General features: G+C 59.2%; 15 protein-coding genes. 10 read left to right on the forward strand and 5 right to left on the reverse strand.

The window, feature by feature from the left end; all coding sequences use genetic code 11:
- Positions 1–3: 3 nt before the first annotated feature.
- The 3 genes from ACR0JF_RS14080 to ACR0JF_RS14090 form a co-directional block, all read right to left on the reverse strand.
- Positions 4–918, reverse strand: a complete 915-nt coding sequence (locus ACR0JF_RS14080) for a carbohydrate ABC transporter permease (protein ID WP_170661614.1) — start codon at positions 916–918, stop codon at positions 4–6.
- 64 nt (positions 919–982) lie between these two features.
- Positions 983–2,233, reverse strand: a complete 1,251-nt coding sequence (locus ACR0JF_RS14085; RefSeq protein WP_170661613.1) for an ABC transporter substrate-binding protein — start codon at positions 2,231–2,233, stop codon at positions 983–985.
- 29 nt (positions 2,234–2,262) lie between these two features.
- Positions 2,263–3,144, reverse strand: coding sequence for an N-acetylmuramic acid 6-phosphate etherase (locus tag ACR0JF_RS14090; RefSeq protein ID WP_170661612.1), 882 nt, complete (start codon positions 3,142–3,144; stop codon positions 2,263–2,265).
- 156 nt (positions 3,145–3,300) lie between these two features.
- Between ACR0JF_RS14090 and ACR0JF_RS14095 the strand changes: the two genes are divergently transcribed.
- From ACR0JF_RS14095 to ACR0JF_RS14115, 5 genes are all read left to right on the forward strand, one after another.
- Positions 3,301–4,188 carry a BadF/BadG/BcrA/BcrD ATPase family protein gene (locus ACR0JF_RS14095; protein WP_170747574.1) on the forward strand — a complete coding sequence of 296 codons (888 nt, stop codon included), beginning with the start codon at positions 3,301–3,303 and terminating at the stop codon, positions 4,186–4,188.
- The gene (locus ACR0JF_RS14100) at positions 4,188–4,952 is read left to right on the forward strand and encodes a GntR family transcriptional regulator (RefSeq protein ID WP_170661610.1); all 765 of its coding nucleotides are present in this window, start codon (positions 4,188–4,190) and stop codon (positions 4,950–4,952) included. The genes ACR0JF_RS14095 and ACR0JF_RS14100 overlap by 1 nt, the downstream gene beginning before the upstream one ends.
- Positions 4,953–4,960: 8 nt before the next feature.
- Complete coding sequence (locus tag ACR0JF_RS14105; protein WP_170661609.1) at positions 4,961–5,992, forward strand: SIS domain-containing protein; 1,032 nt, start codon at positions 4,961–4,963, stop codon at positions 5,990–5,992.
- Positions 5,989–7,143: an N-acetylglucosamine-6-phosphate deacetylase gene (gene nagA / locus ACR0JF_RS14110; RefSeq protein ID WP_170661608.1), complete on the forward strand. Its 1,155-nt coding sequence runs from the start codon at positions 5,989–5,991 to the stop codon at positions 7,141–7,143. The genes ACR0JF_RS14105 and nagA overlap by 4 nt, the downstream gene beginning before the upstream one ends.
- 88 nt (positions 7,144–7,231) lie before the next feature.
- Positions 7,232–8,548 carry a lytic murein transglycosylase gene (locus ACR0JF_RS14115; protein WP_480669523.1) on the forward strand — a complete coding sequence of 439 codons (1,317 nt, stop codon included), beginning with the start codon at positions 7,232–7,234 and terminating at the stop codon, positions 8,546–8,548.
- A gap of 71 nt (positions 8,549–8,619) precedes the next feature.
- Here ACR0JF_RS14115 and ACR0JF_RS14120 read toward each other — a convergent pair whose 3' ends face one another.
- A complete protein-coding gene (locus tag ACR0JF_RS14120) occupies positions 8,620–10,017 on the reverse strand; it encodes an aspartate aminotransferase family protein (protein WP_170661607.1) in 1,398 nt (465 codons plus the stop codon).
- A gap of 75 nt (positions 10,018–10,092) precedes the next feature.
- The gene (locus tag ACR0JF_RS14125) at positions 10,093–10,776 is read right to left on the reverse strand and encodes a GntR family transcriptional regulator (protein ID WP_170661606.1); all 684 of its coding nucleotides are present in this window, start codon (positions 10,774–10,776) and stop codon (positions 10,093–10,095) included.
- Positions 10,777–10,918: 142 nt separating this feature from the next.
- On the opposite strand from ACR0JF_RS14125, the gene ACR0JF_RS14130 reads away from it, so the two are divergent.
- The 5 genes from ACR0JF_RS14130 (at position 10,919) to ACR0JF_RS14150 (ending at position 16,202) form a co-directional block, all read left to right on the forward strand.
- The gene (locus ACR0JF_RS14130; RefSeq protein WP_170375682.1) at positions 10,919–12,004 is read left to right on the forward strand and encodes a polyamine ABC transporter substrate-binding protein; all 1,086 of its coding nucleotides are present in this window, start codon (positions 10,919–10,921) and stop codon (positions 12,002–12,004) included.
- Positions 12,005–12,071: 67 nt separating this feature from the next.
- Complete coding sequence (locus tag ACR0JF_RS14135) at positions 12,072–13,199, forward strand: ABC transporter ATP-binding protein (protein WP_170375680.1); 1,128 nt, start codon at positions 12,072–12,074, stop codon at positions 13,197–13,199.
- Positions 13,199–14,089, forward strand: a complete 891-nt coding sequence (locus ACR0JF_RS14140; protein WP_170528328.1) for an ABC transporter permease subunit — start codon at positions 13,199–13,201, stop codon at positions 14,087–14,089. Before ACR0JF_RS14135 ends, ACR0JF_RS14140 begins: the two co-directional genes overlap by 1 nt.
- Positions 14,086–14,904, forward strand: a complete 819-nt coding sequence (locus tag ACR0JF_RS14145) for an ABC transporter permease (protein ID WP_170375678.1) — start codon at positions 14,086–14,088, stop codon at positions 14,902–14,904. Before ACR0JF_RS14140 ends, ACR0JF_RS14145 begins: the two co-directional genes overlap by 4 nt.
- Positions 14,901–16,202 carry an NAD(P)/FAD-dependent oxidoreductase gene (locus ACR0JF_RS14150; RefSeq protein ID WP_170661605.1) on the forward strand — a complete coding sequence of 434 codons (1,302 nt, stop codon included), beginning with the start codon at positions 14,901–14,903 and terminating at the stop codon, positions 16,200–16,202. Before ACR0JF_RS14145 ends, ACR0JF_RS14150 begins: the two co-directional genes overlap by 4 nt.
- Positions 16,203–16,234: the final 32 nt, after the last annotated feature.

Below are 16,234 nucleotides of genomic sequence, written 5' to 3' on the forward strand. Positions count from 1 at the left end.
CCCTCAGAACTGATACCGGCGGATGCGGGTCTGAATCAGGAACAGATAGACACAGACGCCGGTTAGGATGATCGCAAACATCCCCGTCGCAATGGCCGAGCCCATATGCGGATCGCCAAGCTGCAACTGGAACCCGAAGAAGGTGCGGTACATGAAGGTGCCCAGAATGTCGGTCGAGAAATCGGGACCTGCCAGAGCTCCTTGGGCGGCATAGATCAGGTCAAACGCGTTGAAATTCCCCACGAAGGTCAGGATCGAGATGATGCCGATCGACGGCAGGATCAGCGGCAGTTTGATCTTCCAGAAGGCGGCCATACCGGTGATGCCTTCGACCTCGGCGGCCTCAAGGATTTCTTCTGGGATTGAAAGCAGGGCGGCATAGATCAGCATCATCGGGATACCGACAAACTGCCAGACTGACACGAGCGCCAGGGTGGTCAGGGCATACTCCTCTTTCCCCAACCACGGAGCATAGAGGGATTTCAGGCCAACAGCGGCCAGCATGTCCGGCGCAATGCCCCAGATCGGCGACAGGATCAGTTTCCAGGCAAAGCCAACGATCACGAAAGACAGGATTGTCGGAATGAAGATGGCCGAGCGGTAGAAAGCGGCAAACCTCAGCCGCGGGTGGCTGAGCATGGCGGCCAGAGCGATGCCGATCGGGTTCTGCACCAGCATGTGAATGAAAAAGAACCAGAAATTGTTACCGAGCGCGTTCCAAAACGCATCCGACCACAAAGGATCGCCAAAAAGCGTGCGGAAATTGTCCAGCCCGACAAAGACGCGGGATTGATCGACCTCGGCATAAAGCGCCAGCCGCAGCGTGTTGAAAAGCGGCAGGATCATCACGGCAGTGTAAACCAGCACGGCGGGCGCAAGGAACACCACTATGTGCCATTTGATCCGGCTGTTGCCCATCGTATGCCTCGACTGTTCTGGGTGGGTCCGGCCCGAAGGCCGGACCCGTTGGTTTCGTGAGTGGTTATTGGTGCGGTGCGTACCACGAGGCGAGGCCATCCTGCAGGCGTTGACCGGCGTCCTCGGGGCTTTCCTCGCCCTTGATGACCTGAGCCGAGGCGTTCCAGGTCTCGTTCTCAAGGTTCGGCGTGCCGCGCGACAGGATCTGGTAGGTCGAGCGGATGGTTGAGCCACACTCACCACGCCAGCTTACGAATTCCTGCGCCAGCGGGTCGTCCATCGCGACGTCAAAGCTGGACAGTGAGAAGAAGCCGGGCAGGGCGTTGGCGTAGATGGTTGCGAACTCTTCCGAGCCAACCCAATCCAGGAAGGTGCGCGCGGCCTCAGCGTTGGGCGAGGCTGCGTTCAAGCCGATGGCGATATCGGTGTGATCCGAGATATAGCACTCATCGCCCGCATTCTGGACCGGAGGTTTGAATGCGCCCATTTCGAAATCGGCGAGGTTGTTGAAACCGCTGATCTCCCAGCTGCCTGCCGGATAGACGGCTGCGCGGCCCAGAGTGAACAGGTTCTGGCTGTCCGGATAGGTCTGGGCTTCGAACCCGTCGCCCATGTACTCACCCCATTTCGCCAATTGGCGATAGGGCGCGACCCAGGCTTCATCCGTCAGCTTCTGTGAGCCTTCGATCAGAGCCAGACGCCCGTCTTCACCTTTCCAGTAGTTCGGGCCGATATTGTTGTAGCCCATGGTGGCCGCTTCCCACTGGTCATTGGTACCCATGGCCATCGGAATATAGGTGCCGTCTTCCTTGATCTTGTCGAGCGCGGCGAAGAACTCAGCCTCGGTTGTGGGCACGTCGATGCCCAGCTCGTTGAAGGCGTCCTTGTTGTAGATGAAACCGTGAATGACCGAGGCCATGGGAACACAGAAGGTCGCCGCGCCGTCATCGGTCTGCCATGCAGATTTCGCCACGTCCGAGAAATTGGCCATGCCGCCCAGATCGGACAGATCTGTCAGGTGACCGGCCTCATAAAGACCAAGCGAGGTATCGAACGGACGGCAGGTGATCAGGTCTCCGGCCGACCCGGCATCCAGTTTGGCGTTCAGGGCGGCGTTGTATTCGGCAGGGGCCGAGGGTGTGAACCGGATCTTGATGTCCGGGTTCTGCGCCTCAAACGCAGGGATGATCTTTTCCTGCCACAGCGCCAGATCGTCATTGCGCCAGCTTTCGATGGTCAGAACCGTTTCGGCTAAGGCAGCGCCTGCAAGGGCCGACGACGCCAGCAAAACGGCGCTAAGTGATATCTTCTTCATGGTTTTCTCCCTTGGTATTTTGTTTGGTTTTAAAGTTGTTTCAGCGCTGGGCGCAGGTGCCCATTAGATTGCGCCAAAAGCGCCTCGGCCCGGTCTGGGCTGTCGGCGCCTGCGGCCAGCAAGATCGCCTGTTTCACGTTACCAGATGCGCGGCTCAGTGCATCACTGGCCTGATCTGCCGAGACCCCGGCGATTTTTCCAACGATCCCTTCGGCGCGTTGGCGCAGTTTATGGTTGTCGGCGATGACGTTGATCATCATCCCGTCATGCACATGCCCAAGGCGAATGCCCATCAGCGTGGACATCATGTTCAGAGCCACTTTCTGCGCCGTCGCGGCCCCTAACCGCGTTGAGCCTGCGATGGGTTCGGGCGGTGTGTTCAGGTGGACGGCGCAATCAACGTAGTCGAATAGCGGGGCCTCTGCGTTGTTGGCGATCCCGATGACCTTGGTACCCTGCACGCGCGCGTGACGCGCGAATTCGACGGCATAGGGTGTGCTGCCACTGGCCGAGAGAGCGATCACAGCGTCATCCGACCCCACATTGGTCGCGGCAGTTTGCGCTGCGGTTTCATCATCTTCCGTATGGCCGGGCATTGCTGCGCCCTGAGGTATCCCGCCTGCCATGCAGATCGCCATGGACTCAGGCGAAAGGCCAAAGGTTCCGGATAATTCAGCCCCGTCCGCCAGCCCCATCAGGCCCGATGAACCGGCTGCAGCGTAGTAAATCTTGCCGCCCCGGCGAACAGTCTCCGTCAGAATGGCGGCCCCCTCTGAGAGGGCATCCAAGCAACCGTCAAGCCCACCCAATGCTGCCTTCTGCGCCTCAAGCAGATAGCCTAGGATGTCGACATCTGCCCGCAGGTCCAGCCCTTCGACCTCGTCGTGCAGCATTTCGGTTTGCGGCAGCATTTGATTCCTCCCCATTTGAGAGTAATACCTATATAATACCTGTTGTCTACCTCTCGTTGGATAAATATGTAAAAAGCCCCAAATATGGCCAATGATTTGCAGTTTGTATAAGCTGAGGTCTTTTTTTTCGGCAAAAGGTATCTTAAAGGTATTTATATGGGTGAGTCCTTCCAATACCTGATTGCAATCGACGGCGGTGGCACAAAGTGCCGTTTCGCGATGGCCACACCTGACGGTCGGGTCGAGGTGACATTGGGCAGTGCCAATGCCTTTTCGGATCGACAGAAGGCGCTGCACACCCTCGATGAGGGGTTGCAGGCCTTGGCCGATAAGGCGCAATTGCCCCGAGCACATCTGGCCGCGATTCCGACTTACGCGGGGCTGGCTGGGGTGACGGATGCCGTTGCGGCGTCGGAGGTTGCGCGCAGCCTTCCCTCGCGGATCGTCGAGGTCGAAGATGATCGCAGATCGGCGGTTGTAGGCGCGTTGGGTGCTCGGGGCGGTTCCGTGATCGGTGTTGGAACGGGGTCCTTTCTGGCCCGGCAGGCCGATGGGCGAACGCAGTTTATTGGCGGCTACGGAGCTTTGATTGGCGATCAGGCCTCGGGCAACTGGTTAGGCGTTCAGCTGCTGCAACGCGCTCTATTGGCGATGGACGGCATTCAACCGCACAGCACGCTAACCCGAAGGATCAGCGCAGAGTATGACGACGATCCCATGCAAATCGTCGCGTTTGTTGGCCAGGCCAACCCCTCTGATTGCGCTGGCCTCGCCCCCGAGATCATCGCGGCTGCGGCTGGTGGCGATCCCGTGGCGCGAGATCTGTTGCAAAGCGGGGCCGACTATCTGGCGCAGGGGCTGCGCGCCCTTGGTCACACCGACGGATCGCCCATCTGCATGATCGGCGGGGTCGCACCGCACTATGCAGATTATCTGCCCCCTCACATTCAGGCCTGCCTGACCGAGGCCAAGGGCTCACCGCTTGACGGTGCCCTGATTTTGGCGCGCCACCTGGCTGAGCGGGCAAAGGTAGGGGCGGGCTGATGAGCGACACGATCGAGACATTCCTGAAATCTGCCGATTGGCTGCAGGAGGCCACAGGTCCTCTTTACGTTCGGTTGCGCAAGCGACTTGAGCAAAGCATTGAGGCCGGAGTTCTGGCCGAAAGCGCCCCGCTGCCAGGCGAGCGTGAGATGGCCCATCTGACGGGCCTCTCCCGTGTCACCGTCCGGCGCGCGCTGCAGGATCTGGTCGAGCGTGGCATCATCGTGCAGCGTCAGGGCTCGGGCAGTTTCGTGGCGGACGGTACGCCTCGGGTCGAACAATCGCTGTCACTGCTGACCTCATTCACCGAAGACATGACCCGTCGGGGGCTGGATTCGACCAGCGAGTGGTTGGACCGGGGCATCCACACGCCCTCACCGGAAGAGGTCATGGCACTGGCCCTGTCCTCAGGCGAAGAGGTGGCGCGGCTTTCGCGCCTGCGCATGGCCAATGACAAGCCAATGGCGATTGAGCACGCGGCCCTGCCGGTCGATATCCTGCCGCATCCCGAAGGCGTGACATCCTCGCTCTACGAGGTGCTGGAACGCGACGGCAACCGCCCGGTACGCGCCATGCAGCGAATTTCAGCGATCAACCTTGAGGCCAACGATGCCGCTGTTCTGGGGGTCGAGCCGGGCATGGCAGGGCTGCGGATCGTCCGGACCTCATTCCTGTCCAATCGACGTGTGGTGGAGTTCACCCGCTCTGTCTATCGCGGTGATGCCTACGATTTTGTGGCCGAACTGCGCCTTGCAAACAGCTAGGAAAGCACATGCAACAGCAGATCACCCGGATGCGCCGGGAAATCGATGAGATACCCGAAGCGGTCGAACGGCTGCTCAGCCGGGGTCAAAAGGACATCGCGTCCACCGCCGAGGTCGCCCGGACCCTTGATCCTGCCTTTCTGACAAGCGTGGCGCGGGGGTCGTCGGATCATGTCTGCACCTATCTCAAATACGCGTCGGAAATCCTGTTGGGCCTGCCGGTGGCCTCGGTTGGTCCTTCTGTCGCGTCGATCTACAACGCGCCGCTTCGGTTGCAAAACAGCCTGTGTCTGGCCGTGTCCCAGTCCGGGCAAAGCCCAGATATTCTGGCGATGGTGCGCAGCGCGGATCGTGATGGCGCGCTGACCATCGGGCTGACCAATGACGCGGCCTCTCCGCTGGCGGCATCCTGTGCCCACACAATTGATATCCAAGCAGGCCCGGAACTGAGTGTGGCTGCGACCAAGACATTTGTGTCCTCGGCCGTGGCAGGCCTGTGGGTCTTGGCCGAATGGGCGCGGGATGAGGCGCTTTTGGCGGCTATTCGCGATTTGCCAGAACGGCTGGCGCAGGCTGCGCGTATCGACTGGCCCGAGGTACGGGCTGCGATTGGGGCGAACCAATCGCTGTACACCTTGGGGCGCGGGCAGGTGCTTGCCATGTCCAACGAGGCCGCGCTGAAGTTCAAAGAGACCTGCCAGTTGCATGCCGAAAGCTATTCTTCGGCCGAAGTGCTGCATGGGCCGGTCTCGATTGTCGAAGAAGGGTTTCCTGTCCTCAGTTTTGCAGCTGCCGATGCTGCGGAATCCGCGCTGTCCGAGGTCGCCGATGCGATCAGTGCAAAAGGGGCCCGCGTTTTCGCGACCACGACCAAGGTCAAATTTGCTTCGCCAGTCGAACATGTCCGCACCTTGCACCCGCTGACCGACGCGCTGAGCCTGATCGTTTCGTTCTACTCCATGGTCGAGGTTTTCGCCGCCTCGCGCGGCATTGACCCGGATGCCCCACGGCACCTCAAGAAGGTGACGGAGACGGTATGACGGAGACGATCCACGCCCTCATCGGAGCGGATATTCTGACGCCAGACGGCATCGTGAAAAACCACGCGCTGTTGCATCGGGGTGGGCGGGTTGATGGCGTCGTTCCCATGTCGGAACTTGGCTCTGGGCATGTGCCAATCACGCTGGAGGGTGGACTTCTCGCGCCGGGTTTCGTTGATCTGCAGGTCAATGGCGGCGGCGGTGTGATGTTCAACAATCAGCCGGATGTCGATGCGCTGAAGATCATGGCCAAGGCTCATGCGCAGATCGGCGCGACCTCGATCCTGCCGACCTTGATCACGGATTCGCCCAAGATCACCGCAAACGCCATCTCGGCCGCGATTGAGGCCGTGCGGCAAGGCTTTCCGGGGATCGTTGGCTTGCATCTGGAAGGCCCGCATCTGGCCGTATCTCGCAAAGGCGCGCATGACGCTGCCTTTATCCGCCCGATGGAAGATGTGGATGTCGCAGCCCTGCTTGAGGCCGCCGCCCAACTTCCGGTGCTAAAAGTCACACTGGCACCTGAAAGCGTCACAAACGCCCAGATCGAAGTGCTGACGGCGGCGGGCGTGTTGGTTTCTCTGGGGCATACTGATGCCAGCTATGAGGTCTGTGTTGCTGCCGCCAAAGCCGGTGCACTCTGTGTGACCCATTTGTTCAACGCGCAAAGCCAGATGCAAGGACGCGCGCCAGGAACCGTTGGCGCGGCATTGGCCGAGGGGGAATTCTCGGCGGGATTGATCGCGGATATGATCCATGTGCATCCTGCCATGATCCGCAATGCATTGAACGCCAAGCAGGGGCCGGGTGAGATCTTTCTGGTCAGCGATGCCATGGCGACGGCAGGGTCGGATATCCGCGTGTTTGAGCTCAATGGCCGTGAAATCCACCGGGAGGACAACCGGCTAACGCTGGCCGACGGAACGCTGGCAGGCGCGCATCTGGAATTGCTGCAGGCGGCTCAGAATCTTGTCGCTGAGGTCGATGTGCCGTTTGATCGGGCCCTGCAGATGGCCAGCTTTGTGCCAGCGAATCTGATCGGCAATCGTCACCTCGGACGTTTGACCAAAGGCGCGCTAGCGCATGTCCTGCATATCGGCCCCGAGGGGGATTTGCTGGCTGTCTGGCAGGACGGGCAGAAAATCCGCTGATGACCCTGTCGGTGGAACCGCTCTGCGTGCTTTGAAAATCGCCCATTTTGCGCTATCCTGACGCCGAGCAGTAATCAGGAAAATCGGAATGCGTAAATGCATAGGCGGCGTCATGACCGCCGCATTGTGGGCATCCATGATGCAGGCAGGTTTAGCAGAAACATCGCAAAGGTCAGAAAATCGACTTTTGGACAATACGATACAACTGGCCTCGGCGGATGTGGTGATCTCCCTCCGACCGGTGCCGCGACCTTCGGCTGAGGCCGTTCGGGTTTCGGTGGAAGGCAATGCCCGCTTTCAGGCGTGGCTCGGTGCGTTTCAGCGGCGGGCGGTAGCGCAGGGGATAACTCAGCAGACATTGGATCAGGCACTGGCCGGGCTGAGCTATGATCAAAAGGTTATCAAACGGGATCGTAATCAGGCTGAGTTTTCAAAGCCAATCTGGGAATATCTCGACGCGGCTGTCTCGGACACGCGCATCGCGAATGGCCGCGCGGGTTTGGACCGGCATCGGAATGTCCTGCGGCAGATCGAGGCGCAATATGGTGTCGAGAAAGAGGTTGTAACTGCCATTTGGGGCCTCGAGACCTCCTTCGGGTCCTATCGTGGTAGCAACCAGACGATCCGCTCGCTGGCGACATTGGCCTTTGACGCCCGTCGCGCATCGTTTTTTGAGGCCCAGTTAATCGCAGCTTTGAGGATCATTCAGGCCGGGGATGTAAGTGCGGGTCGTATGGTGGGCAGTTGGGCTGGTGCCATGGGGCATACGCAATTCATGCCGACCTCGTATCTGGATCACGCGGTTGATTTCGATGGCGATGGGCGACGTGACATCTGGTCTGAGGACCCGACAGATGCGCTTGCCTCGGCCGCCGCGTATCTGGCTCGGCACGGGTGGACCAAGGGGCAGCCCTGGGGCGTCGAGGTGCGGCTGCCCGAGGGGTTCGACTATGCGACGGCCAAGCGGGACTACACTCTGATGCCGTCGGACTGGGCGGCGCGTAGTGTGGTCGGGCTGGATGGCAAACCGGTGCGCGATTATGGGCGGGCCGCGATCTTGCTGCCTGCGGGCGGGCAGGGTGTCGCGCTGATGATCTTCGACAATTTCAGCGTGATCGAGGCGTACAATGGCGCGGATGCCTATGTGATCGGGATCGGTCACCTGTCGGATCGTCTGAGCGGGGATGCTCCGTTTCAGGCCAGTTGGCCGCGCGGCGACCGGGTGCTGAGTTTTACCGAGAAAAAGGAATTGCAAACGCGTTTGACGCAGGCCGGGTTTGATACTCAGGGCATAGATGGGCGCACCGGGCCGAATACGGTGAATGCGGTGCGGGCCTATCAGCTGGCACAAGGACTGCTGCCAGATGGCTATGCGTCCATTCGTTTGCTTGAGCGGTTGAGGTAGAGGAGGGGGGCTCTGCCCCCGCCGCCTGTCGGCGTCTCCCCCGGGATATTTTCAGCCAGATGAAGGGCGGATCAGGAGGCCGCTTTCATCAGGCCCTGCGCGATGATCTCGGCCTCGGCTTCATCCAGTGATTTGTGGATGCGCACGAACATCTCGTCGATATCCGTAGGGGTCAGGATCAGTGGCGGAGAGATGATCATCCGGTCGCCGACATGCCGCATGATCAGGTTGTTGGCAAAGCAGCAGTCGCGGCAGATATAGCCCACCGTGCCGGGGGCCGATGCGAATTTGGCGCGGCTGGCTTTGTCGGGGGTCAGCGCGATCGACGCCATCATGCCGACGATCTTGGCCTCGCCCACCAACGGGTGATCGGCCAGCGCCTCCCATTTCTGTTTCAGGTAGGGGGCGGCGACGTTGCGGACATGCTCGACGATCTTTTCTTCTTCGAGGATGCGCAGGTTTTCCAGAGCAACAGCAGCCGCGACCGGGTGGCCGGAATAGGTGTAGCCGTGGTTGAATTCAGTGCCGCCAATCACCTCGGCGATCTCGTCATTGACGATGGAGCCTCCGATAGGCGCATAGCCGGAGCTGAGGCCTTTAGCGATGGTCATGATATGCGGCTTGATACCAACTGTTTGCGATCCGAACCAGTTGCCGGTACGGCCAAAGCCACAGATCACTTCATCGGCGATCAGCAGGATGTCGTATTTGTCGCAAATGCGCTGGATTTCGGGCCAGTAGGTATCGGGCGCAACGATCACGCCGCCTGCGCCTTGTACGGGCTCGGCGATGAAGGCCGCGACGCGATCTTCGCCGAGTTCCTGGATGGCGTCCTCCAACTCGCGTGCACGGGCGAGGCCGAACTCTTCGGGCGATATGTCACCGCCTTCGGCCCACCAGTTGGGTTGATTGATATGGTGGATGTTCGGGATCGGAATACCGCCCTGTGCGTGCATTCCGGCCATTCCGCCCAGCGAGGCAGAGCCCACCGACGAGCCATGATATGCATTGTGCCGGCTGATGATGATGTTCTTGTCGGGCTGGCCTTTTTCGGCCCAATAAGTGCGCACCAGACGGATGTTGGTGTCGTTCGCCTCGGACCCGCCAGCGGCGAAGAACACGTGGTTCAGATCGCCTGGGGCAAGCTCGGCCAGTTTGTTGGCCAGTGCAATTGCAGGCACGTGGGTCGTTTTGAAGAAGGTGTTGTAGTACGGAAGCTCGCGCATTTGGCGGGCGGCGGCGTCGGCCAGCTCATCGCGCCCGTAGCCGATATTCACGCACCACAGGCCGGCCATTGCGTCCAGGATCTGTTCGCCTTCGCTGTCTGTCAGATAGACGCCATTGGCGCGGGTGATAACGCGCGCGCCCTCTTTCCCCAGCGCTCCGTTGGCAGAGAACGGGTGCATGTGGTGGGCGGCATCCAGCGCCTGCAATTCAGCGGTGGGCATGTGGTTTGTGATCGTGGACATCCGAAAGACTCCTGCAACGGTGGTTGCGAGTCACAATATGATCAAATTATTTCCTGTCAATCGAATCGGTGTTTTCTAGATGTCCGAGGCAGACTCGATCATCAGTTCCATGCCTTGCTCGATATCCTGAGCGGTCGCCTTCGCCACTTTTTCCGCATCCCCGGCGCGCAGCCCTGCGATGATATCCTTATGGCGATCAGGCAGGCTTTGAGTGCCGAAGCGGCCGCAGACCACACGTAAGGATGGCCCGAATCGAAGCCACAGACGCTCGGCCAGATCGCTCAGAACGGGCGCATCGGCATGTGCATATAGCGTTTCGTGGAATCTGTGGTTGAGATGCAGGTAGCCGTGAACGTCACCATCCGCGATCATCTGGTCCAATTGCTGGTCGATAGATTCCAGTTGATCAACGTCGCTGGCGGACATTTTGGCGGTGGATCGCCTTGAAAGCTCTGATTCTATGGCAATTCTGGCGAAGATCACCTGCTCAACATCACCGCTGGACAACAACGGCACACTGACCCTGCGATTGCCCTGAAACACTAATGCGCCGTCCGAGATCAGACGTCGAATCGCCTCACGCACGGGGGTCATGCCGACGCCGAGCGAATCGGTAAGGCCCTGAATAGTGACGGGCTGACCTGGGACCAGCTCGCCGAACATGATCATGGATTTCAGGGTGTGGTAGACCTGTTCGTGCGCGGGCCGTTTCCCGGCGTCAATATTGGGCTTAGGTGCCTTATTTTTGATCAAATCCAATTGGTTTGCCTTGTCTCGATGGGTGCCGACTTGCCGGGCTGTTGACCTTTTGGAACCATAGTTCAGAAAGTCGAAAAACGCAAAACTTGATCAAATCCAAAAAAACGGGACAATACCCACCATAATCGCAGGGAGAACAAAAATGATGTTCAAGACGCTGACACTGACAGCGGTTCTCGCATTGGGGACTTCGGCGGCCTTCGCCGAAGAGGTGCGAGTCTATAACTGGTCGGACTATATCGACGAGGAGCTTCTAACGAAGTTCGAGGAAGAGACAGGGCTGACCCTGATCTACGACGTGTTCGACAGCAACGAATTGCTGGAGACCAAGATGCTGGCCGGTGGCTCTGGCTATGATGTCGTGGTGCCCTCGGGTACATTCCTTCAGCGCCAGATTCAGGCCGGAGCGTTCCGGGAACTGGATACAGCTCAGCTGTCCAATGCTGGCAACCTTTGGGATGTCATCCAGGAGCGTACTGCCGGATACGACCCGAACAATGCTTATTCGATCAACTACATGTGGGGCACCACTGGCATTGGTGTGAATGTCGGCAAGGTGAAAGAAGCGCTGGGGGATGACGTGGCGCTGAACAGCATGGATTTGGTGCTGAAGCCCGAAAACATGGAGAAACTGGCCGAGTGCGGAGTGCATTTCTTGGATGCTCCCGCCGAAATGATCCCGATGACATTGCAATATCTGGGTGAGGACCCGGATAGCCATGACCCGGACGTCATCAAAAAGGTCGAGGAAGTACTGACCGGCGTGCGCCCTTATATCCAGAAATTCCACAGCTCGGAATACATCAACGCGCTGGCCAATGGCGATATCTGCGTGGCTGTTGGCTGGTCGGGTGACATTCTGCAGGCCCGTGACCGTGCGGCCGAGGCCGACAACGGTGTTGAGATCGAATACCACCCCTTCGCCGAAGGCTCTCTGATGTGGTTCGACCAGATGGCCATTCCGGCAGATGCTCCGAACCCGGAAGGCGCGCATAAGTTCCTGAACTTCATCCTTGACGCCAACAACATGGCGGCAGCGTCGAACTATGTGTACTACGCCAATGGCAACAAGGCCTCGCAAGAGTTCCTTGAGGAAGACGTGATCGGTGATCCGGCGATCTATCCGGATGATGCGACGATGCAGAACCTCTACATCACGACGCCTTACCCGGCAAAAACGCAGCGGGTTGTGACCCGTATGTGGACCAAGATCAAATCGGGCACCTGATCCGATTTCGCGCAAGGCGGCGGGGATCGCCTTGCGCCCACTTCCAGATTGTCGAACGGGGGCCGTTTTGAACTCAGACGTCTTTGCGCCGTGGGATGACCCGCAGGCGAAACCCTTGATCCAATTCCAGAATGTCACCAAACGGTTTGGAGATTTCACGGCCATAGACAATCTGTCTCTGGATATTTTCGAGAAAGAATTCTTTGCCCTGCTCGGTCCGTCGGGTTGCGGCAAGACAACGATGATGCGGATGCTGGCGGGGTTCGAAACGCCGACCGAGGGGCACATCATTCTGGGCGGTCAGGATATTGACCCGATCCCGCCCAACAAGCGGGCGGTGAACATGATGTTCCAGTCCTACGCGCTGTTTCCGCATCTTAGTATCTGGGAAAATATCGCCTTTGGTTTGCGTCGGGACAACATGCCCAAGCATGACCTTGAGGACCGGGTGGAAGAGATGCTGCGCCTGACACGGCTCGAGCAATTTGCACGCCGTAAGCCACATCAGATCTCGGGCGGTCAACGGCAACGGGTCGCGCTGGCGCGGTCGCTGGCGAAGGCGCCTAAGCTGTTGCTTTTGGACGAACCTCTGGGTGCGTTGGACAAGAAACTGCGACAGGACACGCAGTTCGAACTGATGGATATTCAGGAGAAGACCGGCACGACCTTTGTGATCGTAACCCACGATCAGGAGGAAGCCATGACCGTCGCCAGCCGCGTGGCGGTAATGGATCAAGGTCGCTTGATGCAGGTCGCCACGCCCGATCGCATCTATGAAAACCCGAACTCGGTCTATGTCGCTGACTTTATCGGCGACGTAAACATCATCGAAGGCCACGCCACCGCGAATGGTGAGGAAACCTATCGGATCGACTGGGCCGAAGGGCAGGCTCCGCTGACGGCAACCTCGGCGAACGGCTTCTCGGAGGGTCAGGCCTGCCATCTGGCGATCCGGCCCGAGAAAGTGACGATCTCAACCGACCGCCCTGCCGAGGCAATCAATGCCGTGCAAGGCAAGGTGTTGGACATCGCCTATCTGGGCAACCTCTCGACCTATCATGTCGAATTGCCGAACGGCACGATCATCAAGGCGCAGACGGCCAATACCCGCCGCATCTCGCGCCGGTCATTCACATGGGAAGATCCGGTCTGGCTGTCGTGGACAGCGACGGCTGCGGTCCTATTGGCAAGCTGATGCGCCGCGCGCTGCTGATCGCAGTTCCTTATGTCTGGCTGTTGGCGCTGTTTTTGGTGCCGTTTTTCATTGTCCTGAAAATCTCACTCTCAGACACGGAACTGGCGATTCCGCCCTACACGCCGACGTTGGACCTGTCGCAGGGTTGGGCCGGGATCAAGGATTTCTTCAGCCAGCTGGATTTTGAGAATTTCGTCTGGCTGACCGAGGATGACCTGTATTGGAAGGCCTACCTCTCCAGCCTGAAGATCGCCCTGATCTCAACCTTTCTGACGTTGCTGGTGGGATACCCGATTGCCTATGGCATGGCGCGCGCGCCGGCCGAATGGCGACCGACACTGATGATGCTGGTGATCCTTCCGTTCTGGACCTCATTCCTGATCCGCGTTTACGCGTGGATGGGGATCCTGTCGAACGAAGGGTATCTGAACCAGCTCTTGCTGTGGACGGGTATCATCTCGACCCCGCTGACGATTCTGAACACCAATACGGCTGTCTATATCGGGATCGTCTACACCTATCTGCCGTTCATGATCCTGCCGATCTATTCGTCGTTGGAGCGCATGGACGAGTCACTGATCGAAGCCGCCGAGGATCTTGGATGCTCGCGCCTTCAGGCCTTCTGGCTGGTGACGATCCCCTTGTCGCGCCCCGGCATCATTGCGGGCTGTTTCCTTGTCATGATCCCGGTGATCGGTGAGTTCGTGATCCCCTCACTTCTAGGCGGCTCGGGCACCCTGATGATCGGAAAGGTTCTGTGGGAGGAGTTCTTCTCAAACCGTGACTGGCCGGTGGCAAGCGCGGTGGCGGTGGTTCTGCTGCTGATCCTCGTGGTGCCGATTGTGCTGTTCCAGCGCAATCAGCAGAAACAGGCGGAGGCTGAGAAATGAACAGATTAAGCTGGTTCAACACGGTTTCCCTGACACTGGGGTTCGCGTTCCTGTACATCCCGATGATCATCCTGATCATCTTCAGTTTCAACGAAAGCAAACTGGTCACTGTCTGGGCTGGGTTCTCGACCAAATGGTACGGAGAGTTGGCCCAGAACGAAGCGTTTCTGGACGCGGCATGGGTGACGATCCGGGTGGCGGTGTTCTCATCGACGCTGGCAACCATTCTGGGTACCGCCGCGGCCTATGTCCTCGTTCGCGGAGGGCGCTTCTTTGGCCGCACCCTGTTCTCGGGAATGATCTATGCGCCGCTGGTCATGCCAGAGGTGATCACAGGTCTTTCGCTGTTGCTACTCTTCATCGGCATCGGATTGGACCGGGGGATTCTGACCATCGTTCTGGCCCATACGACCTTTTCGATGTGCTTTGTGTCGGTGGTTGTCTCCTCGCGTCTTGTGACCTTTGACCAGTCGCTGGAAGAGGCCGCCTTGGACCTTGGCTGCTCGCCCGCGCAAGCGTTTCGTCTGGTGACCCTGCCGATCATCGCACCGGCGGTGATCTCAGGCTGGCTGCTGGCGTTTACTCTGTCTCTGGATGATCTGGTGATCGCGTCCTTTACTTCGGGTCCGTCTGCCACGACCTTGCCGATCAAGATTTTCTCGGCCGTGCGGCTTGGTGTCAGCCCTGAGATTAACGCGCTGTCGACTCTCATGATCGCGGTTGTGACTATCGGCGTCATCACCGCCTCATTGGTCACCAAGCGTGCCATGATGCGGCAAAAGCAGGATGAGATGGCCGCCGTGCGCGCCGAATGAAGCGGATATTTCCAGACTACACCTATGGCGATGGGCCAAGGCAGGGGTGCTGGTGGGATGAAACTACAGCCGCCCCCGACTGGCCCGAGCAGCAGGGTGATTTGCAGGTTAATGTTGCCATCATCGGCGGCGGCTTCACCGGAGCTTCGGCCGCGCTGCATCTGGCGGATGCCGCCGTGTCCGTCGCTGTGTGTGAAGCCGAAACACCCGGTTGGGGGGCTTCAGGACGCAATGGTGGGTTCTGCTGTTTGGGGGGATCAAAACTCAGCTACAAGGCCATGTGTCGTCGCTATGGTGAAGCTTCCGCGCAAGCCTATTCCGAAGCTGAAAGCGACGCGGTGCAACTCGTCGCAAGCCTTCTGGACCGCTATGGGATCGACGTGGATCGGCATTCAAAAGGTGAGACGCAACTGGCCCATTCCCGCCGCGCGATGGAGGCGCTGAGGCGCAAGGCCGAAGATCAAGGCATACTGCATGAAGCTACCGATCTACCCGGTCTAGGCCTGAACGGGCCGTTCCATGGTGGGTACACGACACCTGTCGGCTTCGGCCTCAATCCCCGGAAATACCTTTTTGGTTTAACCCAAGCCGCGCAGGCGCAAGGCGCAATGTTTTTTCAGAACAGCCCCGTTCTGAGCATTGAGAAGACCGCGTCAGGCTTTGCTGTTCAAACACCAAAGGGCCAAATCCGAGCCGACAAAGTGTTGGTCTGCACCAATGGGTACTCCAGCGAAGATATCCCGCCTTGGATGTCGGCTCGTTACATGCCTGCCCAATCCACGGTGCTGGTCACTCGTCCTCTGACGCCGGGCGAGAAGGAGGCGCAGGGTTGGACCTCGGATCAGATGTCCTACGATACGCGCAATCTCTTGCACTATTTCCGCCTGATGCCGGACGGTCGGTTCCTGTTTGGCATGCGGGGCGGGCTGCTGTCCTCACCCAAATCCGAGGCAGCGATCCGCACGCAAGTGCAGTGCGACTTCAAGCACATGTTCCCGGCGTGGGCCGAGGTAGACGTCACTCATATCTGGTCGGGCATGGTGTGCATGTCGCGCGATCTGGTGCCCTTTGTCGGGCCGGTTCCGGGGCAGGCAGGGATGTTTGCGGGCTTTGCCTATCATGGCAACGGGGTCGCCATGGGCACCTATAGCGGCCGGGCCCTGGGGCGGTTGGCGCTGGGTCAGACCAGCGAATTGCCAAAGGTTGTGTCCGAGACCGCCCGGCGCTTTCCTTTGGGCCGGTGGCGGCGCGCCCTGATGCCGCCCGCCTATGCCGCTATGGGGTTGGCCGATCTGTGATCCACTGCAAAAGGCTTTGCAGAAACAACCCA

It is taken from the genome of Ruegeria sp. BG11, assembly GCF_056538565.1.

Bases quoted from the DNA above. Each gene is read 5' to 3' on its own strand.
- ACR0JF_RS14085 (WP_170661613.1), bottom strand. From the start codon at position 2,233: ATGAAGAAGATATCACTTAGCGCCGTTTTGCTGGCGTCGTCGGCCCTT.
- ACR0JF_RS14150 (WP_170661605.1), top strand. From the start codon at position 14,901: ATGAAGCGGATATTTCCAGACTACACCTATGGCGATGGGCCAAGGCAG.
- ACR0JF_RS14145 (WP_170375678.1), top strand. From the start codon at position 14,086: ATGAACAGATTAAGCTGGTTCAACACGGTTTCCCTGACACTGGGGTTC.
- ACR0JF_RS14080 (WP_170661614.1), bottom strand. From the start codon at position 918: ATGGGCAACAGCCGGATCAAATGGCACATAGTGGTGTTCCTTGCGCCC.
- ACR0JF_RS14090 (WP_170661612.1), bottom strand. From the start codon at position 3,144: ATGCTGCCGCAAACCGAAATGCTGCACGACGAGGTCGAAGGGCTGGAC.
- ACR0JF_RS14130 (WP_170375682.1), top strand. From the start codon at position 10,919: ATGATGTTCAAGACGCTGACACTGACAGCGGTTCTCGCATTGGGGACT.
- nagA (WP_170661608.1), top strand. From the start codon at position 5,989: ATGACGGAGACGATCCACGCCCTCATCGGAGCGGATATTCTGACGCCA.
- ACR0JF_RS14105 (WP_170661609.1), top strand. From the start codon at position 4,961: ATGCAACAGCAGATCACCCGGATGCGCCGGGAAATCGATGAGATACCC.
- ACR0JF_RS14095 (WP_170747574.1), top strand. From the start codon at position 3,301: ATGGGTGAGTCCTTCCAATACCTGATTGCAATCGACGGCGGTGGCACA.
- ACR0JF_RS14140 (WP_170528328.1), top strand. From the start codon at position 13,199: ATGCGCCGCGCGCTGCTGATCGCAGTTCCTTATGTCTGGCTGTTGGCG.
- ACR0JF_RS14120 (WP_170661607.1), bottom strand. From the start codon at position 10,017: ATGTCCACGATCACAAACCACATGCCCACCGCTGAATTGCAGGCGCTG.
- ACR0JF_RS14115 (WP_480669523.1), top strand. From the start codon at position 7,232: ATGCGTAAATGCATAGGCGGCGTCATGACCGCCGCATTGTGGGCATCC.
- ACR0JF_RS14100 (WP_170661610.1), top strand. From the start codon at position 4,188: ATGAGCGACACGATCGAGACATTCCTGAAATCTGCCGATTGGCTGCAG.